This window comes from Streptomyces sp. NPDC002476 (assembly GCF_042889785.1).
Classification (GTDB): domain Bacteria; phylum Actinomycetota; class Actinomycetes; order Streptomycetales; family Streptomycetaceae; genus Streptomyces.
In genome coordinates this window covers 236,765-259,464 of record NZ_JBIARH010000005.1, presented here as the reverse complement: position 1 = coordinate 259,464, position 22,700 = coordinate 236,765, and the positions used below count along the sequence as shown (strand labels likewise).

General features: G+C 69.4%; 20 protein-coding genes, 1 tRNA gene and 4 pseudogenes. 16 read left to right on the top strand and 9 right to left on the bottom strand.

Features of this window, described 5'->3' with window-relative positions; all coding sequences use genetic code 11:
- Nucleotides 1-284 precede the first annotated feature (284 nt).
- Entirely contained in the window at nt 285-1,820 is a 1,536-nt protein-coding gene (locus tag ACFYXM_RS08495) for a potassium/proton antiporter (protein ID WP_389288299.1), read from the bottom strand.
- 334 nt (nt 1,821-2,154) lie between these two features.
- Between ACFYXM_RS08495 and ACFYXM_RS08490 the strand changes: the two genes are divergently transcribed.
- Complete coding sequence (locus tag ACFYXM_RS08490) at nt 2,155-5,001, top strand: penicillin acylase family protein (protein ID WP_389288081.1); 2,847 nt, start codon at nt 2,155-2,157, stop codon at nt 4,999-5,001.
- A 184-nt stretch (nt 5,002-5,185) separates the two neighbouring features.
- On the opposite strand, the gene ACFYXM_RS08485 is transcribed toward ACFYXM_RS08490, so the two are convergent.
- Nucleotides 5,186-5,830: a 5-formyltetrahydrofolate cyclo-ligase gene (locus ACFYXM_RS08485; protein ID WP_389288079.1), complete on the bottom strand. Its 645-nt coding sequence runs from the start codon at nt 5,828-5,830 to the stop codon at nt 5,186-5,188.
- A 105-nt stretch (nt 5,831-5,935) separates the two neighbouring features.
- Between ACFYXM_RS08485 and galU the strand changes: the two genes are divergently transcribed.
- The 7 genes and pseudogenes from galU to ACFYXM_RS08450 all read left to right on the top strand — a co-directional run bounded on the left by galU (nt 5,936) and on the right by ACFYXM_RS08450 (nt 11,687).
- Complete coding sequence (galU, locus tag ACFYXM_RS08480; RefSeq protein WP_389288077.1) at nt 5,936-6,838, top strand: UTP--glucose-1-phosphate uridylyltransferase GalU; 903 nt, start codon at nt 5,936-5,938, stop codon at nt 6,836-6,838.
- 4 nt (nt 6,839-6,842) lie between these two features.
- On the top strand, nt 6,843-8,150 hold the full coding sequence (glp, locus tag ACFYXM_RS08475) for a gephyrin-like molybdotransferase Glp (protein ID WP_389288074.1): 1,308 nt from the start codon (nt 6,843-6,845) through the stop codon (nt 8,148-8,150).
- Between the two features lie 123 nt (nt 8,151-8,273).
- Entirely contained in the window at nt 8,274-8,801 is a 528-nt protein-coding gene (moaC, locus tag ACFYXM_RS08470) for a cyclic pyranopterin monophosphate synthase MoaC (RefSeq protein WP_389288072.1), read from the top strand.
- On the top strand, nt 8,798-9,475 hold the full coding sequence (locus ACFYXM_RS08465) for a molybdenum cofactor biosynthesis protein B (protein ID WP_389288070.1): 678 nt from the start codon (nt 8,798-8,800) through the stop codon (nt 9,473-9,475). Before moaC ends, ACFYXM_RS08465 begins: the two co-directional genes overlap by 4 nt.
- 17 nt (nt 9,476-9,492) lie before the next feature.
- Nucleotides 9,493-10,089: pseudogene (locus tag ACFYXM_RS08460) on the top strand (GNAT family N-acetyltransferase); the annotation flags it as partial.
- Nucleotides 10,090-10,398: 309 nt separating this feature from the next.
- Nucleotides 10,399-11,517, top strand: a complete 1,119-nt coding sequence (glpR, locus tag ACFYXM_RS08455) for a gephyrin-like molybdotransferase receptor GlpR (protein WP_389288068.1) — start codon at nt 10,399-10,401, stop codon at nt 11,515-11,517.
- 96 nt (nt 11,518-11,613) lie between these two features.
- Nucleotides 11,614-11,687: transfer RNA gene (locus ACFYXM_RS08450), tRNA-Ala, on the top strand.
- Nucleotides 11,688-11,745: 58 nt separating this feature from the next.
- Here ACFYXM_RS08450 and ACFYXM_RS08445 read toward each other — a convergent pair.
- A complete protein-coding gene (locus ACFYXM_RS08445) occupies nt 11,746-12,630 on the bottom strand; it encodes a hypothetical protein (protein WP_389288066.1) in 885 nt (294 codons plus the stop codon).
- Between the two features lie 99 nt (nt 12,631-12,729).
- Between ACFYXM_RS08445 and ACFYXM_RS08440 the strand changes: the two genes are divergently transcribed.
- Nucleotides 12,730-13,056, top strand: coding sequence for a hypothetical protein (locus ACFYXM_RS08440; RefSeq protein ID WP_389288064.1), 327 nt, complete (start codon nt 12,730-12,732; stop codon nt 13,054-13,056).
- Between the two features lie 66 nt (nt 13,057-13,122).
- Here ACFYXM_RS08440 and ACFYXM_RS08435 read toward each other — a convergent pair.
- Both ACFYXM_RS08435 and ACFYXM_RS08430 read right to left on the bottom strand, forming a co-directional pair.
- Nucleotides 13,123-13,604 (bottom strand): annotated as a pseudogene (locus tag ACFYXM_RS08435) (GNAT family N-acetyltransferase).
- Nucleotides 13,605-13,901: 297 nt separating this feature from the next.
- Nucleotides 13,902-14,339, bottom strand: coding sequence for a hypothetical protein (locus ACFYXM_RS08430; RefSeq protein ID WP_389288062.1), 438 nt, complete (start codon nt 14,337-14,339; stop codon nt 13,902-13,904).
- Between the two features lie 172 nt (nt 14,340-14,511).
- Here ACFYXM_RS08430 and ACFYXM_RS08425 point away from each other — a divergent pair, with 172 nt between their 5' ends.
- Entirely contained in the window at nt 14,512-15,108 is a 597-nt protein-coding gene (locus ACFYXM_RS08425; protein WP_389288060.1) for a TlpA family protein disulfide reductase, read from the top strand.
- An 81-nt stretch (nt 15,109-15,189) separates the two neighbouring features.
- Here the strand turns inward: ACFYXM_RS08425 and ACFYXM_RS08420 are convergent.
- Nucleotides 15,190-16,263: pseudogene (locus ACFYXM_RS08420) on the bottom strand (putative T7SS-secreted protein).
- A gap of 27 nt (nt 16,264-16,290) precedes the next feature.
- Nucleotides 16,291-16,410 (bottom strand): annotated as a pseudogene (locus ACFYXM_RS08415) (SseB family protein); the annotation flags it as partial.
- Between the two features lie 74 nt (nt 16,411-16,484).
- On the opposite strand from ACFYXM_RS08415, the gene ACFYXM_RS08410 reads away from it, so the two are divergent.
- Nucleotides 16,485-16,661 carry a DUF7008 domain-containing protein gene (locus tag ACFYXM_RS08410; protein WP_389288058.1) on the top strand — a complete coding sequence of 59 codons (177 nt, stop codon included), beginning with the start codon at nt 16,485-16,487 and terminating at the stop codon, nt 16,659-16,661.
- Nucleotides 16,662-16,718: 57 nt separating this feature from the next.
- Here ACFYXM_RS08410 and ACFYXM_RS08405 read toward each other — a convergent pair whose 3' ends face one another.
- Nucleotides 16,719-16,985, bottom strand: a complete 267-nt coding sequence (locus ACFYXM_RS08405) for a GntR family transcriptional regulator (protein ID WP_389288056.1) — start codon at nt 16,983-16,985, stop codon at nt 16,719-16,721.
- 181 nt (nt 16,986-17,166) lie between these two features.
- Here ACFYXM_RS08405 and ACFYXM_RS08400 point away from each other — a divergent pair, with 181 nt between their 5' ends.
- The gene (locus ACFYXM_RS08400; RefSeq protein ID WP_389288054.1) at nt 17,167-17,526 is read left to right on the top strand and encodes a hypothetical protein; all 360 of its coding nucleotides are present in this window, start codon (nt 17,167-17,169) and stop codon (nt 17,524-17,526) included.
- A 212-nt stretch (nt 17,527-17,738) separates the two neighbouring features.
- Here the strand turns inward: ACFYXM_RS08400 and ACFYXM_RS08395 are convergent, their stop codons facing one another.
- On the bottom strand, nt 17,739-18,182 hold the full coding sequence (locus ACFYXM_RS08395) for a hypothetical protein (protein WP_389288303.1): 444 nt from the start codon (nt 18,180-18,182) through the stop codon (nt 17,739-17,741).
- 162 nt (nt 18,183-18,344) lie between these two features.
- Here ACFYXM_RS08395 and ACFYXM_RS08390 point away from each other — a divergent pair, with 162 nt between their 5' ends.
- The 4 genes from ACFYXM_RS08390 to ACFYXM_RS08375 all read left to right on the top strand — a co-directional run bounded on the left by ACFYXM_RS08390 (nt 18,345) and on the right by ACFYXM_RS08375 (nt 22,664).
- Entirely contained in the window at nt 18,345-18,692 is a 348-nt protein-coding gene (locus tag ACFYXM_RS08390) for a LuxR C-terminal-related transcriptional regulator (RefSeq protein ID WP_389288052.1), read from the top strand.
- Nucleotides 18,693-19,012: 320 nt separating this feature from the next.
- Nucleotides 19,013-19,273, top strand: coding sequence for a hypothetical protein (locus ACFYXM_RS08385; RefSeq protein ID WP_389288051.1), 261 nt, complete (start codon nt 19,013-19,015; stop codon nt 19,271-19,273).
- 528 nt (nt 19,274-19,801) lie between these two features.
- On the top strand, nt 19,802-20,971 hold the full coding sequence (locus tag ACFYXM_RS08380) for a hypothetical protein (protein ID WP_389288049.1): 1,170 nt from the start codon (nt 19,802-19,804) through the stop codon (nt 20,969-20,971).
- 229 nt (nt 20,972-21,200) lie between these two features.
- Entirely contained in the window at nt 21,201-22,664 is a 1,464-nt protein-coding gene (locus tag ACFYXM_RS08375; RefSeq protein ID WP_389288047.1) for a hypothetical protein, read from the top strand.
- The last annotated feature ends 36 nt before the right edge of the window (nt 22,665-22,700 follow it).

Below are 22,700 nucleotides of genomic sequence, written 5' to 3'. Positions count from 1 at the left end.
TGCGGTAGATGCCGGGCGCTCAGCAGAGGCGGAGGACGCCACGACCGCCATACGGTCGCGCCAGCTCTGCATCAGGCAGAGTCGGTCGTTCGATGTGGTCAAGCGGGTCCACGGCCTCGTGGTGAGACCGGTCGGACGTTCCGCATGATACAACCGGCGTCCTCGCGGGCCTCACCTTGCGCATCCGTCGCGTACGTCACATGCGTGGGCGTGCGCGTACGACGTCCCGTCCGTGCATGTGTGCGACGTATGTGCACACGGCGTGCGCCGGGTCCGTCGCGAGTTCAGTGGCGGGCCCTCGGGCCGTCCGTCCTTCCCCGCTTCTTCGCGGCCCTCCACGCATGTGCCACTTCGTGTGCCACATCGGCCCCGGCCAGGCTCTCCCCGCCGCCGGTGGTTCCCAGCCAGCCCGCGAGCTTGCCGCCCGCGCCGACCGCGTGCAGCCGTTGCTCCGCCGCGTCGCGCACCGGATCGGTGGTGACCACGAGCAGTTCGTCGCCGCGCCGCAGCACGGTGGACGGCGCCGGTACGAAGCTCTTGCCGTCGCGTACGACAAGGGTGACCGCGGCCCCGGCGGGCAGGCGCAGCTCCCCGACCTCCACGCCGTGCATCTTCGACCTGCCGGGGATGGCCACCGAGAGCAGGTGACCGCGCAGTCGTTCCAGTGGCGCCGACTCGATGCCCAGGTCGGTGGCCTCGGACGGGTCCACGGCGATCTTGAGGACCTTTGCCATCCAGGGCAGCGTCGGCCCCTGGATGAGGGTGTAGACCACGACGAGCACGAAGACGATGTTGAAGATCCGGGTGGAGCCCTCGACCCCGGACACCATCGGGATGGTCGCCAGGATGATGGGGACGGCGCCGCGCAGCCCCGCCCACGACATGAACACCTTCTCCTGCCAGGGCAGGCGGAACGGTGCCAGCGAGATGAAGACCTCCAGCGGGCGCGCCACCATCGTCAGCACCAGCCCCACGATTATCGCGGGCCAGAAGTCGTCGTACAGGTCGTGCGGCGTGACCAGCAGCCCGAGCAGCACGAACATGCCGATCTGGGCCAGCCAGCCGAGCCCGTCCGCGAAGCCGCGGGTGGCCGGCCAGTGAGGCAGCTTGGCGTTGCCGAGGATCATCGCGGCCAGGTAGACGGCGAGGAAGCCGCTGCCGTGGGCCAGGGCGCCCGCCGCGTACGCGGACACGGCGATCGCCATCACGGCGATCGGGTACAGGCCGGACGCGGGCAGTGCGACATGGCGCAGCCCGAACGCGCCGACCCAGCCGACGGCCAGCCCTACGGCCGCGCCGATCGCGAGCTCCAGGGCTATCTCTCCGACCAGGACGTACCAGGTCTCCGCCGGCCCACTGGCGGAGAAGGCCACCACCAGGATCACCACGGGGGCGTCGTTGAAGCCGGACTCGGCCTCCAGGACGCCCGTGAGCCGGGCGGGCAGCGGCACCTTGCGCAGCACCGAGAAGACCGCGGCGGCGTCCGTGGACGAGACGACCGCGCCGATGATCAGCGACTGCCGCCAGTCCAGCCCGACCAGATAGTGCGCCCCGGCCGCGGTGACGCCGACGCTCACGGCGACACCGGCTGTCGAGAGCATCGCGGCGGCCGGCAGCGCGGGTCTGATCTCTTTCCACTTCGTGCCCAGACCGCCTTCGGCGAGGATCACGACAAGTGCCGCATACCCGATCACCTGGGTCAGTTCCGCATTGTTGAACTTCACATCGAAGAAGCCGTCCTGCCCCATGGCCATCCCGATGCCCAGGTAAAGGAGCAGGCTGGGGAGCCCGCTGCGGGACGAGACGCGTACCGCGGCCACCGCGACGAGCAGCACGAGCGAGCAGACGAGCAGGAGTTCGTTGAGCGTGTGGACAGTCAGTGGCCGTTCCTTCCCTGCGTGCGCCTGCCGGATCGACCGGTTCGAGCGATCTCGCGGGCCCGGTCGGATCGCCCCTCGGCATCGGCCGTTGGCGGTCGGTACTTCGTTACCTTACCTAATCTTTAACGCTTTCTTGACGCGTTCGTTCATTCGTACGACCCTCGGCACCCGCTGTGGAACTGGAACCATTCCGATACCGCGTCAGAGCGGCCCGGCCGCTGCGCCTAAGGTTGCTCCTGCACTCCCAGGACCACCTGCCCCTCGAAGGACAGCGATGCCCGCCAACACAACCGCCTCTTCCGGCCCTTCCGGTACGGCCGGTTCCGCCGCCGGGAAGGCCGCCGGGAAGCCCGGCAGGAAGAAGGGGCGACGCGCCCGCCTGATCGTGATCGTTCTGGTGCTGGCGCTCGTCGCGGGTATCGGATACGGCGCCTTCTGGTCCGTGTCGACCGTGCGGGCCTCGTACCCGCAGACCACCGGGACGATCAAGCTCGACGGCCTCGACGGGGACGTCGAGGTCAAGCGCGACGCCTACGGGATCCCGCAGCTGTACGCGGACTCCGACGCCGACCTCTTCCGCGCCCAGGGCTTCGTCCACGCGCAGGACCGCTTCTGGGAGATGGACGTCCGCCGTCACATGACGGCCGGCCGGCTCTCCGAGATGTTCGGCTCCGGGCAGGTCGACACCGACGCGTTCCTGCGCACCCTGGGCTGGCGCAAGGTGGCCCAGCAGGAGTACGACGAGGTCCTGTCCGAGGAGACGAAGAAGAACCTCCAGGCGTACGCGGACGGCGTGAACGCCTACCTCAAGGGCCGCGACGGCAAGGACATCTCCGTCGAGTACGCCGCCCTCGGCTTCACCAACGACTACAAGCCGGGCCAGTGGACCCCGGTCGACTCGGTGGCCTGGCTCAAGGCGATGGCCTGGGACCTGCGCGGCAACATGCAGGACGAGATCGACCGCTCGCTGATGACCAGCAGGCTCGACGAGAAGCAGATCGCGCAGCTGTACCCGGACTACCCGTACAAGACGCACAAGCCGATCGTCGAGAAGGGTGCGGTCTCCTCGGTGACCGGGAAGTTCGACCCGGAGGCGACCCCGTCCTCGTCCGGCACCGGCTCGGACACCGCACAGGGCGCCGACACGCAGGGGATCGGCACGCAGGGCGCCACCGGACAGGGCACCGGCACGCAGGGGGCCACCGCGCAGGGCGCCGCCGAGGGCGTGAGCACCCAGCTCGCCTCGCTCGCCGACACCCTCGACGAGATCCCGGCGCTGCTCGGCCCGAACGGCAACGGCATCGGGTCCAACTCCTGGGTGGTCTCCGGGAAGTACACGACGACCGGGAAGCCGCTGCTGGCCAACGACCCGCACCTGGCGCCGCAGCTGCCCTCGCTCTGGTACCAGATGGGGCTGCACTGCCGTGAGACCAGCGCGAAGTGCCAGTACGACACCGCCGGTTACACCTTCTCCGGCATGCCCGGCGTGATCATCGGTCACAACCAGGACATCGCCTGGGGCTTCACCAACCTCGGCGCGGATGTCACGGACCTTTTTCTGGAGAAGGTCTCCACCGACGGTTACCTGTACGACGGCAAGATCAAGCCGTTCACCGTCCGCAACGAGACGATCAAGGTCGCGGGCGGCGGGAGCCGGACGATCACCATCCGCGAGACGAACAACGGTCCGCTGATCTCCGACCGCAGCGGCGAGCTGGAGAAGGTCGGCCAGAAGGCCCCCGTCGAGGGCGCCGCTCCGGACCGGTCCGACGGTTACGCGGTGGCCCTGAAGTGGACCGCGCTGGAACCGGGCCGCTCCATGGACGCGGTCTTCGCGCTCAACCGGGCCAAGGACTTCCAGTCCTTCCGCAAGGCCGCCGAGCTCTTCGAGGTGCCGGCGCAGAACCTCGTCTACGCCGACACCGAGGGCAACATCGGCTACCAGGCGCCCGGGAAGATCCCGGTCCGCAAGAAGGGCGACGGCGTGATGCCCAGCCCCGGCTGGTCCTCGGAGTACGGCTGGGAGAAGGAACCCATCCCGTTCGAAGCGCTGCCCTACGAGTACAACCCGAAGCGCGGCTACATCGTCACCGCCAACCAGCCCGTCGTCGACGAGAAGTACGCCCACCTGCTCACCAAGGACTGGGGCTACGGCTCCCGCAGCCAGCGGATCAACGACCTCGTCAAGGCGAAGATCGAGGACGGCGGGAAGATCTCGACCGAAGACATGCAGAAGATGCAGATGGACAACCACAGCGAGATCGCCCCGCTGCTGGTGCCCGAGCTGTTGAAGATCAACATCTCGGACAAGAGCGTCCGCGAGGCACAGAAGCTGCTGGAGGGCTGGGACTACACCCAGGAGCCCGACTCGGCCGCGGCCGCGTACTTCAACGCGGTCTGGCGCAACATCCTCAAGCTGGCCTTCGGGGACAAGCTGCCCAAGGAGCTGCGGGTCGAGGGCGAATGCCTCAACGTGCGCCGGGCCGACAACTCGGGCCCGGTCGACGAGCGGCACAAGCTGGTGCGCGAGTGCGGGCAGCGCGCGGCGGACTCCGCCCAGCCGGACGGCGGTGACCGCTGGTACCGGGTGGTCGAGGGGCTGATGGAGGACCCGAAGAGCGACTGGTGGAAGTCGCCGGAGAGCGGCCGGGACGAGGCGACCGAGACCCGCGACGAACTCTTCGCGCGCGCCATGGAGGACGCCCGCTGGGAGCTGACCGCCAAGCTCGGCAAGGACATCAGCACCTGGAGCTGGGGCCGGCTGCACCAGCTGACCCTGAAGAACCAGACCCTCGGCACCGAGGGCCCTGATCTGCTCCAGCGGCTCCTCAACCGCGGCCCGTGGAACCTCGGCGGCGGCGAGGCCGCGGTGAACGCCACCGGCTGGAACGCGGCGGGCGGCTACGAGGTCGTCTGGGTGCCGTCGATGCGGATGGTGGTCAACGTGGGCGACTGGGACAAGTCCCGCTGGATCAACCTGACCGGCGCCTCCGGGCACGCGTACGCGGCGCACTACACCGACCAGACCGACAAGTGGGTCAAGGGCGAACTGCTCGACTGGTCCTACGAGACCAACGCGGTGAGCAAGTCGACGACCGACACCCTGACCCTCAAGCCATGATCCGGCCCTCGGGCCGTGGCCCGACCGGCGGGCCGTGACCGGGCGCGCGCCGCAGGAGGCCGGGATCTCTCGACCGTGAGAGGTCCCGGCCTCCGGCTTTCAGGCCGCGCGGGCCCCGCCAGGCCCGGAACGGCCTGTCCCCGCCAGGCCCGGAACGGCCCGTCCCGGGCCCCGAACCGTTCGTTCAGCGCTCCGTCCCGGGCTCCATGCGGCCCGTCCCGGGCTCCACGCCGCCCTCCCCGGGTGCCGTGCGCCCCGTCCGGCGGGTCGCGGCCGGAGTCACCACCACGTCCACGGGGTGGTCGTGCGGTTCCACCGGGACCCGGGCGACCACCTCGTCGTCGTACAGCAGGACGATCAGCGCCGGGTGCGCCCCCGCCGCCGTGAGCCGGGCCAGCACCCGGTCGTAGCTCCCGCCGCCGCGCCCCAGCCGCATCCCCCGCGCGTCCACCGCGAGCCCCGGCAGCAGCACCGCGTCGGCCTCCAGGACGGCGTCCCGGCCCAGCCGCTCCCCGTCCGGCTCCAGCAGCCCGCGCCCGGCCCGCACCAGGCGGCCGGCCCCCTCGTACGCCGACCAGTCCAGGTCGTTGTCCGGCAGGAGCACCGGCAGCAGCACCCGTACGCCCCGCGCGCGCAGCGCGTCCAGCAGCACGCGGGTGCCCGGCTCGCTCCCGACCGCGACGTAGGCGGCGACGGTACGGGCCCCGGCGAGCTCCGGCAGATCCAATGCGTTCCGGGACAGAACCGTCGCGGCGTTTTCCGCGTCTTCCCCGGTCAGAAGGCGTCGAGCGGCGAGCAGTTCACGCCTGAGACGGGCCTTTTCGGACATCTCGCTGTTCAACGGATACCCTGAACCTCTCGTATGCGTATATAGGCGTACAAAGTTAACCGGACCCTCATCTTCCGCCCATGCGTGCCGGTTATCGTTCTGCGCATGACTATGTCGCACCGCAGGATCAGCAAGGCCGTCATCCCGGCCGCAGGGCTCGGTACCCGCTTTCTGCCGGCCACCAAGGCCACTCCCAAGGAGATGCTGCCTGTCGTCGACAAGCCCGCGATCCAGTACGTCGTCGAGGAAGCGGTGGACGCCGGGCTCTCCGACGTCCTGATGATCACCGGCCGGAACAAGCGTCCGCTGGAGGACCACTTCGACCGCAATTACGAACTGGAGTCCGCCCTCACCCGCAAGGGGGATGCCGACCGGCTCCGGAAGGTCCAGGAGTCGAGCGACCTGGCGACCATGCACTACGTACGGCAGGGCGACCCGCGCGGTCTCGGCCACGCGGTGCTGTGCGCGGCGCCGCACGTCGGGGACCAGCCGTTCGCGGTCCTCCTCGGCGACGACCTGATCGACCCCCGCGACCCGCTGCTGTCCCGCATGGTCGAGGTCCAGGAGCGCGAGGGCGGCAGCGTCGTCGCGCTGATGGAAGTCGCGCCGGAGCAGATCCACATGTACGGCTGCGCGGCCGTGGAACCCGGCCCCGACGGCGACGTGGTGCGCGTCACGGGCCTGGTCGAGAAGCCGGAGCCGGGGGAGGCGCCCAGCAACCTCGCCATCATCGGCCGTTACGTCCTCGATCCCGCCGTCTTCGGGATACTGCGCCGGACCGAGCCGGGCCGCGGCGGCGAGATCCAGCTGACCGACGCGCTCCAGCTTCTCGCCGAGGACGAGAAGGCCGGCGGCCCGGTGCACGGCGTCGTCTTCAAGGGCCGCCGCTATGACACCGGCGACCGAAGCGACTACCTCCGTGCCATTGTCAGGCTCGCGTGCGAACGTGAAGACCTGGGCCCGGACTTCAGGGCCTGGCTCCGCAGTTACGTGACCGAGGAGATGTAGCACCTTGAGCAGCACGATGTGGTCGGTGGACGAGCACCTGGACGACATTCTCGGCGCGGTGCGCCCGCTCGAACCCATCGAGCTGCAACTGCACGACGCGCAGGGCTGCGTCCTCGTCGAGGATGTCTTCGTGGAGATCGCCCTGCCCCCCTTCGACAACAGCTCGATGGACGGGTACGCGGTCCGCGTCGCCGATGTCGAGGGCGCCGACGAGGAGTTCCCCGCGGTGCTCACCGTCATCGGTGACGTCGCCGCGGGCAGCGGCGGGCTGCCCGACGGCCGGAGCGTCGGCCCCGGCGAGGCCGCCCGCGTCATGACCGGCGCCCCGCTGCCGGCCGGTGCGGAGGCGGTGGTCCCGGTCGAGTGGACCGACGCAGGTACGGGCGGCGGCCCCGCCGAGGCCATGCGCGCCCACGGCGAAGCCCCGGAGGGCGCGGGCGGCGAGGTCCGCGTGCACCGTTCCGTCGAGGCCCGCGCCCATGTCAGGGACCGCGGCAGCGACGTGAAGCCGGGCGAACTGGCCCTGCCCGCCGGTTCGGTGATCGGCCCGCCGCAGATCGGGCTGCTCGCCGCGATCGGCCGCTCGACGGTGAAGGTGCGGCCCCGGCCGCGCGTCGTCGTCATCTCGACCGGCGCCGAACTCGCCCAGCCCGGCGAGGAGCTGACCGCCGGCCGGATCTACGACTCCAACAGCTTCGCCCTGACGGCCGCCGCCCGGGACGCGGGGGCGATCGCCTATCGCGTCGGCGCCGTCACGGACGACCCCGACACGCTCCGCGCCACGATCGAGGACCAGTTGATCCGCGCGGACATCGTCGTCACGACGGGAGGCGTCAGCGTCGGCGCGTACGACGTCGTCAAGGAGGCCCTGTCGTCGGCGGGCGACGCGGACGGGCCCGGCGGCGTCGACTTCCGCAGGATCGCCATGCAGCCGGGCAAGCCGCAGGGCTTCGGCTCGATCGGCCCCGACCACACGCCGCTGCTGGCGCTGCCGGGCAACCCCGTCTCGGCGTACGTCTCCTTCGAGCTGTTCGTACGGCCCGCGATCCGCGCCCTGATGGGTCTTGCGGACCTGCGGCGGCCCACGGTCCGGGCCACGTTGAAGGCCGACGAGCCGCTCTCCTCGCCGGCCGGGCGCCGCCAGTTCCTGCGCGGTACGTACGACGAGGAGGCCGGGACGGTCAGCCCCGTCGGCGGCGCCGGATCGCATCTGGTCGCGGCCCTCGCCCGGGCGGACGCGCTGATCGTGCTGCCCGAGGACGTCACGTCCGCCGAGCCCGGTACCGACACCGAGGTGGTCCTGCTCCGCTGATCCCCGGGCGGTGGCGGTACGGTATCTGCCGCTGTGCCTTCCCGGGGACGATCCCGGGCCCCGGGCCCGCACCCCGGTGCGGGCCGAGCGGGCAACCGGCGCGCTACCGCGAGGCGGAGTGAGTTGAGTACGCAGAACAGGCTGACGCACATCGACGACACGGGTGCGGCCCGCATGGTCGACGTCTCCGGGAAGGACGTCACCGCGCGGGTGGCCCGCGCCGGCGGCCGGGTCCTCGTCTCGCCGCGCGTCGTCGAACTGCTCCGCGGCGAGGGCGTCCCCAAGGGCGATGCCCTGGCCACCGCCCGGATCGCGGGGATCATGGCCGCCAAGCGCACCCCGGACCTGATCCCGCTCTGCCACCCGTTGGCCCTCTCCGGTGTCGAGGTGGACCTGGCGGTCGCCGACGACGCGGTGGAGATCACCGCCACCGTGCGGACGACCGACCGCACGGGCGTCGAGATGGAGGCCCTGACCGCGGTCTCCGTCGCCGCGCTCACGGTGATCGACATGGTCAAGGCCGTCGACAAGGCGGCGGTCGTCACGGACGTACGGGTCGAGGAGAAGTCGGGCGGCGCGTCGGGCGACTACCGCCGCACCGGCACCTGCGACGGCCCCCGGTCCGGCGATGCGGGCGGAGCGGACGCATGACCGCTTCCGCGACCGGCCCCGCGGCCGGCGGGGATCCGGCGCCCCCCGGCACCGCACCCGGCGGACCGGACGGGAGGACCGGGGCGCCCGGGAGGCCGGGCCCGAGGGGCGGGGCGTCCGACAAGGACGAACCGTCCGCAACAGCGTGGTCCGGGTCCTCGCCCGGCGACGCGCCGACCGCCCCGTACACAGCCCTCGTCGTCACCGCGTCCAACCGCGCCTCCGCCGGTGTCTACGCCGACAAGGGGGGCCCGCTCATCGTCGAGGCGCTCACCCGGCTCGGCTTCGCTGCCGACGGCCCGCGGGTCGTGCCCGACGGCGACCCGGTGGAACGGGAGCTCCGCGACGGCGTGGCCGCCGGATACGACGTGATCATCACCACCGGCGGCACGGGCATCTCACCCACCGACCGCACCCCCGACGCCACCCGCCGCGTCCTCGACCACGAGATCCCCGGCATCGCCGAGGCGATTCGTGCCGAGGGCCGCGACAAGGTGCCCACCGCCGCGCTCTCCCGGGGGCTGGCCGGTGTCGCGGGCGGCACGCTGATCGTGAATCTGCCCGGCTCCACCGGCGGGGTGCGCGACGGCCTCGCCGTCCTCGAACGCCTCCTGGTGCACGCCGTCGACCAGTTGCGCGGCGGCGATCACCCTCTACCCGGGAGCCCCAACTGAACGTTCCGACCTGGCCGGTGGTCCTCACCGACGGCGAGATCACCCTGCGCCCGGTGAGGATGCGTGACCAGCGCATGTGGCGCGAGGTCAACCAGCGCAACCGCGACTGGCTGCGGCCCTGGGAGGCGACCGTGCCGCCGCCCGCCCCGGGCGCGCCGGTGGCCCGGCGCCCCACGTACCGTCAGATGGTGCGCCACCTGCGCGCCGAGGCCAACGCGGGCCGGATGCTGCCCTTCGCCATCGAGTACCGGGGCCGGCTGGTCGGTCAGCTCACGGTCGCCGGGATCACCTGGGGCTCGATGTGCTCGGGCCACATCGGCTACTGGGTCGACCGGGAGGTGGCCGGCCGCGGCGTGATGCCGACCGCGGTCGCCCTCGCCGTCGACCACTGCTTCGGCCGGGTCGGACTGCACCGCGTCGAGGTGTGCATCCGTCCGGAGAACCGGCCCAGCAGAAGGGTCGTCGAGAAACTGGGATTCCGGGAGGAGGGGCTGCGCCCCCGCTACCTCCACATCGACGGCGCCTGGCGGGACCACCTGATCTACGCGCTCACCGCCGAGGAGATCCCCGACGGCCTGCTCAGGCGCTGGCACCGCACGAGGTCCGGCGCATCAGGAACCCCGAGCGTGTCCGGGACGGCCGGGGGGACCGAGGAACCGGCCGGGACGACCGGGGGCACCGAGGAACCGCGCGGGCCCGAGGGGCCCGGAAGGCAGGGCGGGCCCGGGACGTCCGAGGGGCCTGGGGCACCCGAAAAATGAAATAGGTGTTCGATGTCGATCGGCATGGGTCGCAAACGAACACCCAAACCTCCACGTTCGATCGGAACAATCACAAAAAAAGCACTTGATATCAGCGGGATTGCGCGACACACCGGCCCAATTGGCGGATGCGCCCGTGCAAACCCCTCTACGGTGTGAGATGTGAGCAGCAGCGGCCTCATCTACGCAGTCATCGTCGGGGCCTGGGCCGCCTACTTGGTGCCGATGTGGCTCCGCAGGCAGGACGAACTCAACGAGGCTCGTCCGACGGAACGCTTCAGCACGGCCATCCGGCTGCTGTCCGGCCGGGCGGCCATGGAGCGCCGGTACGCCAAGGACCTGCGGGAGCGCACCGGCGAGGAGGCCGACCCCGGCGCCGACCCGGATGCCGTCACGGACCGAATGGAATCCGTGGACGTCCGGGCCTTCGCCGCGCCCGAGGCGCAAACCGGAGCCCGGTCGCACGACCCGGCGCGTGTACCGGAGCGTACGGACCGGCAGCGTCCTGAACCGGCGCGGCGCGCACGCCCGCGCTCCGGCCGTACGGATGCCGAGCGCGCCCGGCGGGCCCAGCGACTCCAGGTCCTCGCGCGCCGCCGGCGCACCACCGTCGTCCTGTTCCTCGCCTTCACCCTGGGAGCGATCGTCGCGGCGGTCGGCGGCCTCGCCTTCCTCTGGGCGCCCGCGGTTCCGGCGGTGCTGCTGAGCACGTACATCGTGCATCTGCGGACCCAGGAGCGGCGTCGGTTCGCCTTCACCATGGACCGGCGCCGGGCCGAGGCGGCGGCGCGACAGCTGCGCGAGAACCGTCCCCGCAGGCAGCAGCCGGCCGAGGCCGTCCCCGCCGAGCCCGACGAGGAGCCCGAGGCGCGCCGTCCCGAGCCCGAGCCCGCCCACGCGCTCTCCCCGCAGGAGGCGGACCGCCGCGCCCTCGTCGAGCAGACGGACCACGCGGAGTGGGTCGACCAGCAGCGCCAGCGCGGCCCGGCCCAGGGCGACAGCTGGGAGCCCGTCCCGGTCCCGCTGCCCACGTACGTCACCGCCCCGGTCGCCCCGCGCGCCACGGGCGGCGTCGAGGTGGGCGACCCGGAGACCTGGAGCGCGGCCCGCTCCAGCGCCGCCGAACCCACCCGGACGGGTACCTCGCATCCTGCGGCGCCCCCCGTCGACCCGGCGCCCCGCCTGCGCGCCGGCGTGCCCCGTCGCACCCGTGACCGCGGCCGGACCCCGCTGTTCGACCAGTACGAGGACAGCGACCGTCCCCGCGCCGCCAACGAGTGAGCCCAGCGGTCCTCGCCGCGAGGACCGCGGGGCCGACCAGCGAGGAACGGATTTCCGAGCACCCGCGCGGGGATGCTAGAGTTTCACTCGTTGCAAGGGCCTGTGGCGCAGTCTGGTAGCGCACCTCGTTCGCATCGAGGGGGTCAGGGGTTCAAATCCCCTCAGGTCCACCGCAGAGCCGTTCACGAGTTAGCTCGGGAACGGTTCACGAAGTCCCGTCCAGTCGATTCAACTGGGCGGGATTTCTTGGTTTTCAGGCCTGGTACGACGTGGATGCCGCTCGGGGAAGCCCGGTTCGGCTCTGTGGGCACGGTGAGCGGAGCTGGCTGTGGCTGTGCGGGCATGGCGGTCGGCCAGGTCGACGGTGTGGGGCTTGGCGTGCGCGGGAGGACGGCGTGGCGTGTGGCTGCGGCGCCGGTGGACGCCGGAGGCGTCGCGTTCCTGGGCCCAGGGGCAGGTGACGCGGGGACTGGTGCCGGCGGCGGGGCACTGGCGGCGTTCCAGACCGCGGCGGTTGGCGGACTGTTTCAGTGGGAGGACGTAGGAGTCTGCCTCCAGCATCTCGGGCAAGAGCTCTTCGCGGGTCTTGCTCTGCTTGGCGGCGGCCATGCGGTGGTAGGTGTCGATGATTCGCTGAGGGGTGCGGGGGCAGAGCAGGTCGCCTGCAATGGCGATGGTGCCTTCGACGGCGTTCTTGTCCTTGCGGACCATGGTCGTCTTGTAGCCGAGGACTGGTGTGTAGCCGATAGCCCGTACGGGGTTGTGGAAGTTCTCGACCTCGGCGTCGGAGTGGGCGAGGTCACCTGCCAGGTATCCCTGGACGGGCCACAGCCGCTTGACGATCTGAAGCAGGCGGACGGCCTGGGGACCGATCTGCTTGCCGGGTGTGTGCAGGGACAGGCCCATACACAGCTGGGGGTATTGGCCGATGAGGGTCGGCTCGGCGTGACCGGCGACCAGCGGCGTGGCGCTGTAGCCGAAGGTTTTGTGGCCGCCGCCGGAGACGTGAACGCCCGCGCTCACTTCGAGCGAGGCGCGGCGCCGGGTGCTGTGGCGGGCCCAGGTGGGAATGGCAGTGGCGTCCACCGACAGGTCACCGGCCCAGTTGTCCATCAGGCCTCGGGCAAGGCAGGCAGGCCGATCAGTAGAAGTGGATCGTACCGGCTGGAGCCTGCCGCACCACTGTCGCGGGCTCCCAGGCAGGATGACCCCATGCCCACCGTGCCGGAGTCGACCAAGACCTCCCTCGCCCAAAAGCTGACCGCGCGAGCCCGTACCGCCCGGCCGCAGCTCGCCGGCCTGGACGTCCGCTACCGCGGCCAGTTCGCCTACGTCCACGGCGAACTGCCCGACGGCCAGAGCATCAAGCTCATGCGCCTGCGCTACGGCGGATCCGCCAGCACCTGGGGCTTCGCCCTCTACCTCGCCAGCACCGACAAGTACGAAGACACCATCCTGCCCACCGGAACCTTCGCCGGCACCCCCGAAGAAGCCCTGGACTGCGCCTGCGGCCTCTACCTCACCGCCCCGAACATCTGAAGACGCCAGGTTTCCTCCAGCCACGCAAGCAGGCGGAATGATCCGCCGAGCTCGTGTGTCGTCTCGTCAGCGAAGCGCCTTCACCATCACCCGCTCCCTGGTCACACCATCGGGCAACAGGTCTCCGAGCTCTTCCGCGACGACAAAGCCGTTGCGCTGATATAGCGCGATGGCCGACTCGCTGCCCGGGATCACCGCGATTTCAGCGTCGTAGCACCCGACTGCAGGGCCCACCTTTCGACTGACGCAATCAAACGGTCTCCGACGCCGCGACCCCGCGCCTGGGGACTGACCCACACCGACCTCAGCTCGCATGCGCCGCTGTCCCCGGGAAGGCCGCTGGCCACCGCGACCATTCGGCCACCCAGCAACGCAACGACGTTGTAGGCGTCGGGCATCTCCAAGCGCGCACGCCACCGCTCCTCCCCGCCGCCATGCCAGTCCGCAAGCCGAGCCTTGAACGCATGCGGTGCCTCGCCCAGCGCAGCAAGGCGAACGTCCCGCCACAGCGGCCAGTCACTTTTCGTGAGAACGCGCAGGTGCACCATGCCGAGGAGTCTGCCGCGACGCCCGCGGAGAAGCCCACGACACCAACATGTCTGCCGCACTCCAACGGTCCTCGATGCCACTCGGCCTTCGGAAAGACGCAGCCGCGATCCGGTAGGTCGGGACACCGGCACCACGCCGACTCTGCAGTCAACCCCCGAGGGACTTCCGGAGCCGACCACTAAGTCCGGGGCAAGAACTCCATGAAGTTTTGATCAGCAAGGAGGGGCACAGTGGCGGACAACGAGCGAACATGGCTGCCCCGGTAGCAGTTCTGCCGCGGGGCAGCCATGGCACATTTAGGCGCTGACGGTGTACTTGCTAGAGCAGTTGGAGTAGGTGTCCTTCACCACGCAGACCCACATGGTGTACTTGCTCCCCTCGGGCAGGTCGCCCGTCGCCCAGTCCGTATACGGGGCGTTGTGCCCCCGAGTAGTGGCCACACGACCGTTGCTGAGGTGTGCTTCGATCCCGTAGCCGTCGGCTGCGGAGTCGTGGGCTGCGAGCGCGTCGCCGGGCTGGCTGCCCACCGGGTCCTGGTACCAGTTGGCGTAGCCGATCGCTACGCCGTCGCTCCTCAGCACCATGATCTGGAAATCACCGCCGGAGCCCGACGTCTTGAAGGTGACCGAAGGGGCAGCACTGGCCGTACCCGCTCCCGCAGTCAGGGTGCCCCCCAGGGCGAGAACTGTAGTTGCGAACAGCGTCGTCGCAGCGCGACCGAACTTGTTTCTCACTGTCAAGTCCCTCCCTACAGCGGCGACTTGCCGCTGAACGAGGCACTTCCTATCATGATCTCCTTTAGGATTTAGTGACCTACGTCACCCGGTTAATCGGCGTAAGGTCGCCTCCGCGTGGGCACGTCGGGATGGCTCCCGGCTCCCGAGGTGGGTATGTCAAACTCGGCAGATGAGCGTCTCTAGCCACAGTCGATCCGTTCTGTTCGCCGCAGGAACCGCAGTCGCAGCGATTGCCCTGTCCGCGTGTGGTACGGGCGGGACTTCGAGTTCGAGTGGATCTGATACCAATCTCGTCAATGCTGACGCTGGCGCTAGCCTTGAGAAGGAGGGCGACCGACTCAAGGCCCCAAGACTTACCGGCGAAACCGTCGACGGCAAGAAACTGGACACTGCTGACTATCGGGGAAAGGTCATAGTCTTCAATGTTTGGGGTTCTTGGTGCGGGCCGTGCCGTGCTGAGGCTGATCACCTCGTCAAGGTTTCCAATGATCTGGCCGACGACGGTGTGCAGTTCATCGGCATCAATACACGCGACCCGCAGACCAGTCCGGCTCTGGCTTTTGAGAAAAATTACAAGATCCCTTACCCGAGCCTGCACGACCCTGCAGGCAAGCTCCTTCTGAGGTTTCCCAAGGGAGTGTTTAACGCGCAGACCGTTCCGACCACGATCTTCGTCGACAGGAAAGGGAGGATTGCCGGGCGGATCATCGGAGGAGCCAGCGAAGAGCGGTTGCGGGGGATGCTCAATCCGATTCTCGCTGAGTGACCTAACCCGCCAGGACGAGATGCAGTGATAATCGGCCACTCCAGGATGCCGTTCTGCACGCTGAAATCATCCGTTGATGCATCAGTGCCGCCCGGGAACGGTGCGCACGTCCGGGGTACAGGCGTGGGCAAAGTCCGCCGCTATCGCGTCGCCAAGCTGGAATCCCAGCCGCCGCATGCCGTTCGTCGGCCGGGCTCGGTGACGGACGGCATGCGCTACAGTTGACTTCGACAGTTCGCCGCAACTCACGGCGGCTGACGCTGCGTTGGTGGTCCAAGGAAAGACGCCCCGCTTCCTGCGGGGAAATGCAGGTGCAAGGCCTGCCCGGCGCTCGCTCACGAAGCCCTTACCTCCACCGGGGAAGGGCTTCGTCACGTTCCCGGCCTTGGGACAGGTCCCGACCTCGTAGTCGATGAACTCCTGCTTGGCACGGTTCAGTCCGGTGGGTTCTTTCGGGGCGTGTGCCATGGCCGCGGTGATCGCGCTCTTGGCCGCTTCGGCGGCCTCGTTGCGCGCCTGCCGGGCGTGCTCCAGGATCTCCTGCGCATGCTGTCGTTTGGCCACGCTCGGATCGGAAAACGTTCCTGGGTGCGGGAGCGGGTGGTCGGTGTTGCGTACCGCGTTGTATGCCTCGGCCTTCTCCCGGAACGCGGCAGCGGCCGTCTCGTAGTCCTGCTTGCCCTCCTTGTGGAGAGCGATCGCCTCACCGGCCTTGGCCTGCGCACTGGTGACCGTCCCGGCGTACGTCTCCAACGCCTTGGCCGCGTCCTCGAACGCGTCCGCCGCACGCAGCCAGTCCGTCGGCAGGGTCTCGAACCTCGCCCGGAAGGCGTCGGCCGCCTCGCCCTTCCAGTGGCCGGAGTCGAGTTTCTTCATCCCGGCGCCGACGAGATCGAACGCCTTCTGGGAGTCCCGGAGGTTCTTCACCGCCGTGCTGATCTTCTCCGGCCTGCCGTGGATCAGCTCGTCCGCTTCCTCGGCCTGTCCGAGCTGCTTCTCCCCGACCTCCGCCCCGAGCGAGGACGCGGTCTCATTCCCTCAGTCCTCGACCGCATCCGCCCACTGATCAGCGCCGACCTTCTCCAACCCGGCGCCGAGCACGTCGGTGCCTGCGTCGACCCCCTCGCCGACGATCTCCTTGCCCTTGTCGACCAGCTTGCCGACACCGTCGTAAAGGTCCCAGATCCAACGAACCCCGTTCTGCTCCGCCGACCACAAATCCCCGAACTCATCCAGCGGCACCAATACCGCCGTACGCCGGAACTCACCCAGCAACACAGCAAACTTACGCCGCGCCACCACCGTCGGATCACCCTGTGGTGGCGCGGCAGGGACAGGATTCGGCGCCTCCCACAAGGCCAGTGGCACAGGAGATCATGCCGTGGGTCCACCAGTGGTACGACGCGTACGACGAGGAGTGGGGTGACAATCCCGCCCAGGAATTCCAGACCGCGCTGAACCGTGGCCGTGCGGACCGCAACCTGTCACAGGACGACCTCCGCGCCTGGCGCCCGGAGAAGAAGCGAGCCGGCCGAAAGAAGGCCGCCGAGTAGAGCGCGGGTCGGTGGCGAAGGGGCCTTCAGGCAGACGCGCCTGAAGGCCTCAGGTCATCAGGTGGTCTTGCCCTCGTCCGGGTCGCCAGCGGCTGCCTCCGGAGCCCCGATCACGTACGTCCCCTTCGCAGGCAGAGTTGCGACGAGTTCGCGCCTGCGCAGTTCCACGATGGCGCGACGTACGGTTCCGATGCTCACGCTGTACAACTCCGTCATGGCGCGCTCGCCGGGTAGGGCAGCGCCCTGCGGGAGCTTGTCCGACGCGATATCGGCGGCGATGGCGTCGGCGAGTTTGACGTACTCGTAGCGCGGGAGATCGCTCATTCCTCCGCAGTGACGCACTGCGCAGCAGTACGCAGGGGCGGGGAGCGGCAGACCGCGTCCGGACGCGGTGTTTGGCGCAGGGGTGCAGGGGGACGCAGTTGCGGGTGTGGTCGAGACGACAAGACCCCGGCGGCCTGGCAGGGCCCCGGGGCATGGCCAACGCTGAACAAGGAGCGTCGACGTGTACGGCCTTATCCGCCGGATCACCGCATGGCTGCTGAGGCCGGCCCTCGGCCCCCGCACCGGCCGCCACCGTGCCGGTCCCGTCCCTGCGCACCCCGAAACCGCCTCCGCCCGGCCCTGCCGTCCCGGCACACCCCGCACCCGTCCTCGCCTTACCGTCCACCTCCCCGCCGCCCGGTCGCCGTGCGGGCTGGACCACGCGCTCGACGGCGGAGCGAGCGCGTTGGTGCGCCCGTATCTCCTCGCCTCGGACCAGGAACGTGTGAAGCAGCGACGGCGGCTCGCCCTGGTGCTCGCCGCCGACTTCGGACTGGACCTCGACCTGCATGTGGTCGGCGCGCAGGGGGTGGCGGCCTGATGGACGCCGTACCCAACCCCGCGCCCCCGCTCGCCGCACCGGTCGCGCGCCCGCCCCGCCTGCTGCCCTGGCTGTCCCCCGAGGGCAAGCCCTGCTTCCTCGTCGCCGACGAACGGAACAGCCACATCTCCCAGTTGGCCGACGAGAGGGAGGCCGTGCAGTTGGAGATGGGGCCGAGATCCTCGACCACGCCCGTGCGGTGCTGGGGGACATCATGTTCCCGACAGCGAGGTGCGGTACGCCGGGATCAGGCTCGCCGAATGCCTCAGCGACGCGCTGCGGGTCGCCGAGTCCCGCGGCATGAGCCTGCCGTGCGAACCCGACCAGGACGAGGGCACCACTGACGGGCACGCGTCCGAGGCCGGCACTTCGTCAGCCTGATGTGTCGGCGTCGAGCCACGAGTGGAGGCAGCGCGGTGCGGGCCGTGCGCCTGCGCGAGGGCGGCTTCCCGGCGGAGGGGCTCGGCGCCTTGCGGCAGATCGGACAGGACCAGGCCGATGTGGACGGTGGGGCAGGGGCCGTAGCTCCTGCCGCTTCCCACGCGGAAACCGACGATCCTCGCGGTCCGAATCGCCAAGGGGCCATCAGCGGCTTCGCCGGTCAGCGCGAGTAGGGGCATCCATGCGAGCAGGTCGAGCGCGATCTGGGTGATCACCAGCCAGATCTGGTTCTGAGTGGCGTCACACGCAGGACAAGCCTTGAGAGGTCCGCGATACTGCTGTGCCCCTGTCAGTAGCGCGGGATAGGTTGGGCACGATTGCCGCCGCACCCAGGGCACGGGGCTCTGCTGGGAACAGCGGCATCAGAAGGGGCCAGCATGTCCAAACGGTCCGATGCAGCGGATGCGGCCTGCGCCTACCGGCGAACCGGAATCGCCCCGGTGAGTGCGAGCGGACGACTCAAGGGACTGACGGATCGGGAGAAGGAAGTCCTTCTCCTGCTGGGCACAGGGTTGGGCAACCGGCAGCTGGCGAGTGAGCTCGGTATCGCGGAGCGGACGGTGAAAGCGCATATCGCTCGCATAGCGGAGAAACTGGGGCAGGAGACTCGGCTGCAGGTTGCAGTGCTGTCCGTGCTCTCCCACAACGTGCTCTGCGTCGATCCGTCCTGTCCGTGCCGACGCTCCGTGCTGCCGCCCGGCACCCTGAAGGCGTCTGCCGCGTGAGCGCAGGCCGCGCCCGGCCTCCTGACCCGGGGCCGGGCGCGGCCTGCCGGACGGATGCTCTGTTGGGCACCGCCCGCCGGGTGGCCGTGACCGCATCGCTCCGACCGGACGCTCCCCCCCCCGCATACTTCCGCCAGGTGTGGCCGACAGGCACGTGCGGGCACCGGGGAGGCCGACAGCAACGCACCTGCGCGTGAGATTGGTCTCATGGGCGGTCCCTGTGAGGTGCGGATCCGAGACGACCAGAAGTGCCATGATGAAAGTGCAGGGATCATATGTGCGTGTCGGAGAGGCCGGCATGCCGTAGCGAGGAGCACGACATGTCCACCGGATCCGCAGACAGCCCCGCTACTCTCTACGGGCCCGCATCGCTCGTTCTCGGTACGGTTGCTCTGATTGCCGCAGTGTTCGCTGGCTTCCTCGGGATCGCGATTCCGCTTCTGTTCGGCAGCCTCGCCGTCACCTTCGCGCTCCTCGGCCTGGTCCGCAAGCTCAACCGAGGCCAGTGTGCCATCGGCCTCGCCACCGGATCCCTGAGCGTGCTCTACCCGATCTTCCTCACCGCTGCCCTGAGCGTCTGACGAACTCCGTGTCTGCGGGCCTCATTGCGGCCTGCGTGAGAGTGCCTTCGGTCCTGCCTCCGCGGCACGACCGGTATCCCTTGATGCCGCCTGCACGCAGGACGCCCCGCACCGTTTCGATGCTCTGTATTCCGCACACCACGGATGCTGAATTGTCATGAGCATGAAGGCCGTTGCCCCTTCGGGCACTGCCCGTCAAGGCAGTGCCCGAGGAGACACTTACGCGACAACCCCCCTAATTCCTAAGGTCGTTGACACATCCCCTGCCAAAAGAAGGAAGGCAATCGCGAGCCCCTCGCAAGGGCCCTGACGGAGAAGGCGTCGCTCACGATGCCCAGCAGGGCCTTTCCGGCCCGCGTCGCTCCAGCTCACGACCTTCACCGGGCGCAACAGGTGTCGGCGTAGGGCGATCGTCCACTGACCTTCGGGTGGGAGGCGGCGCTGCCGGCAGATGCCTGGCAGGGAGGAGCGGGGCTGCCCGCTCCCGCAGATCAGCAGTGACAGCGAAGAGGACGAAAGGGAAGATTCATGCAGCTTTCTCGTTCCGCCAGGGTGGCAGCGCTCTCCTTGGCCCCGCTCACACTTGTTGTGACTGGGTTCCACGCGTCCGCCGCCCCCGGCCAGGACCCGCGCCCGGGCGCTCCGTCGTTCTCCATATCCGCCCTGTCCTCCGGCGAACTGAACGACGTGTCCGGCGTCGGTGCGGACAGCGCCGAGGGCAGGATGCTGGCAGCCCAGGGGTTCGGTGTCATGCGGGCGGCTTCGGGAGAGACCGCTGTCGTCGACCGTTCCTCGGCCCGCGAGGGGATCACCGCCGCAGTCGGCAAGTCCTTCGTGGAGCTGTCGTGGAAGGGGTATGCGAAGGACGCCCGCTACGTGGTCACCCGCGACGGCAAGGAGGTGGCCCGTCTGGACGCAGGGGTCGCCTCCTTCCGCGACACGAACGTGACACCGGGCGCCGACTACCACTACCAGGTCGCACCGGTGCTGCCGGAGAACGGTTCCCCGCAGTCACGGCTGTGGGGGATGAAGGTGTCCGTCCCGGCCTCCGGATCGCTGACGGCGCTGCGCGAGCAAGCGGTTTCCCGAGCAGCCGCCGCAGGCGTTGCCAAGACGTCCACCCTCTCCTGGATCGCCTTCATCCCGCAGAAAAAGATCGACGCTCCCCTGGCGGGCTGTGACTACGGCAGCAAATTCCAGTTCGGCGGCGACGGACGCAGCAAGTTCGACTGGAAGTCGAGCAAGTACCGCACCGCCCTGCACGCCACGGTCACGTGGAAGACCAAGAAGGTGGTGGCCAACAAGGACATCCACGCCACCAACGTCTACGTGAAGAAGACAGGCAAGAAGGTCGCCACCAAGACCGCCACCTCCAAGAACATGTCGGCCAAGAAGCTGGGCTCCGGCAGCAGTTACGTGGACGTGCGGATGTCCCTGCACGCCACCAATCCCTTCTGCAAGGGGCTGGGCAGCGTCAAGGGGGCCATCAACGGGGCCCTCACCATCAACCTGACCAAGAGCGGGAACTACACCATCCGCTCCGGCAAGCACCGCCTGATGCCCAACCACCACATCTACATCTACGACGGCGGCAAGGTCACCAACGTCTACACCCGGGGGTATGCGAACGCCGCGTGCCTGATCGGTTCGGTCGCCTGCCCCGAGGCTGATCTGACCGGCTACTACGGCAAGTTCTAGGGCATGTTTCGAAAGTCCCGTCGTCCGCCCGAAGGGCGGGGCCCGCGGCGTCCGGTGCGGTGCATCGCAAGGCGGAGGGTCGTCCACGTACTGGGCGTACGTGGATGATCCCGACAACGTGGCGGGGCGCCCGACAGGCTGCCCCTGCGCGCCCACGTCCGTTGGCCGTACCGTCCTCGGCCGGTACACCGAGCTGGCAGGTGTGAGGAACGGCGAGCAGGGAGTCCCGGTGACGTCCGGACTTCGCAGAGCAACCGGTCGGCGGGCCGGGCGGACGTGGTGGGAGCGGGAGCGGCTGATGGTCAGGGGCAGCAATGCCGTGCTGAGGGACGTCCTCGACATCAAGGAGGACGCCCACGCCGGTGACTTCAAGGTCGCCCTGACCGACGGCTTCGGCGATGCCCAGGCCGGTTCGGTGGCCGACTATGTGGTCACCGAGCAGCTGGCGAAGGAGTTCGACAAGGCGCTGCGGCTGGTGCGGGGCGCGGTGCGGAAGAACTCTTCGTACGCCGCCTATCTGCACGGTTCCTTCGGCGCCGGTAAGAGCCACTTCCTGACCGTGCTGCACGCCGTGCTCAACGGCGACCCGGCGGCCAGGGCCAAGCCCCGGCTGCGCGAGGTGGTCGGGGAGCACAACGACTGGCTGCCCGGCAAGAAGTTCCTGATGGTGCCCTACCGCCTGATCGGCGCGGCCAACCTGGACTCCGCGCTGCTCGACGGTTACGTCAGGGCCGTGCGTGCCGAGCGTCCGGACGCGTCGACCCCGGCGGTCTACAAGTCGGACGCGCTGCTGGCCGATGCCCGGTCGATGCGGGAATCGCTCGGCGACGAGGCGTTCGCGCGGCTGCTGCCCACCACCGGTACCGCCGCGCCTGCCGCGCCCAGTACGCCCGTCGCCGACGACGGCCCGGCCCCCATCGGTGACGGCCCGGCCCCCATTGGCTCAGCCCCCGCCGACGGCGGCCTGGCTCCCATCGGTTCCGCCACCGCCACCCCGTGGACCGGCGCCCAGCTCGACGCCGCCTTTGCCGCACCCTCCGGCGACGAGGGCAAGCGTCTCGTCTCCGCCCTCCTCAGCGGCCCCATGAAGTCGTACGCCACCGGCAAGGCCGGAGACGTGAACGCGTTCGTATCGCTGGACGACGGGCTCAGCGAGATCAGCAAGCACGCCCGGACGCTCGGCTACGACGGCGTCGTGCTGTTCCTCGACGAGCTGATCCTCTGGCTCCAGGCCCGGATGCGGGAGCGCACCTGGGTCAACGAGGAGATCCAGAAGCTCGTCAAGCTCATCGAGTCCGGCAACGCCGCCCGGCCGGTGCCGATCGTCTCCTTCATCTCCCGGCAGCGCGACCTGTCCCAGCTCGTCGGCAAGGACATCCTCGGCTCCGACGTACAGAACATGGAGCAGGCGCTCGAATATCTGGAGGAGCGCTTCACCGTCATCAACCTGGAGGACCGCAACCTCGCGGAGATCATCAAAGAGCGGGTACTGAAGGCGAAGCCCGGCCAGGAAGAGGTTCTGGAAGGCGCCTTCGCGGGCATCGACCGGTCGAACCAGCAGGTCAAGGACATCCTGCTGGACGACCAGGGCGCCACCAGACGGCGCAGCGATTCCAGCGAGTTGTCCGTCTACCTTGACCTGCACCTCGCGGTAGGGACCCTTGTTCGTGGTCCGTCTCTTCATGGAACCTGAGCGCGCGGGCACGTGGGTGCGCCAGAGGTGATGGTC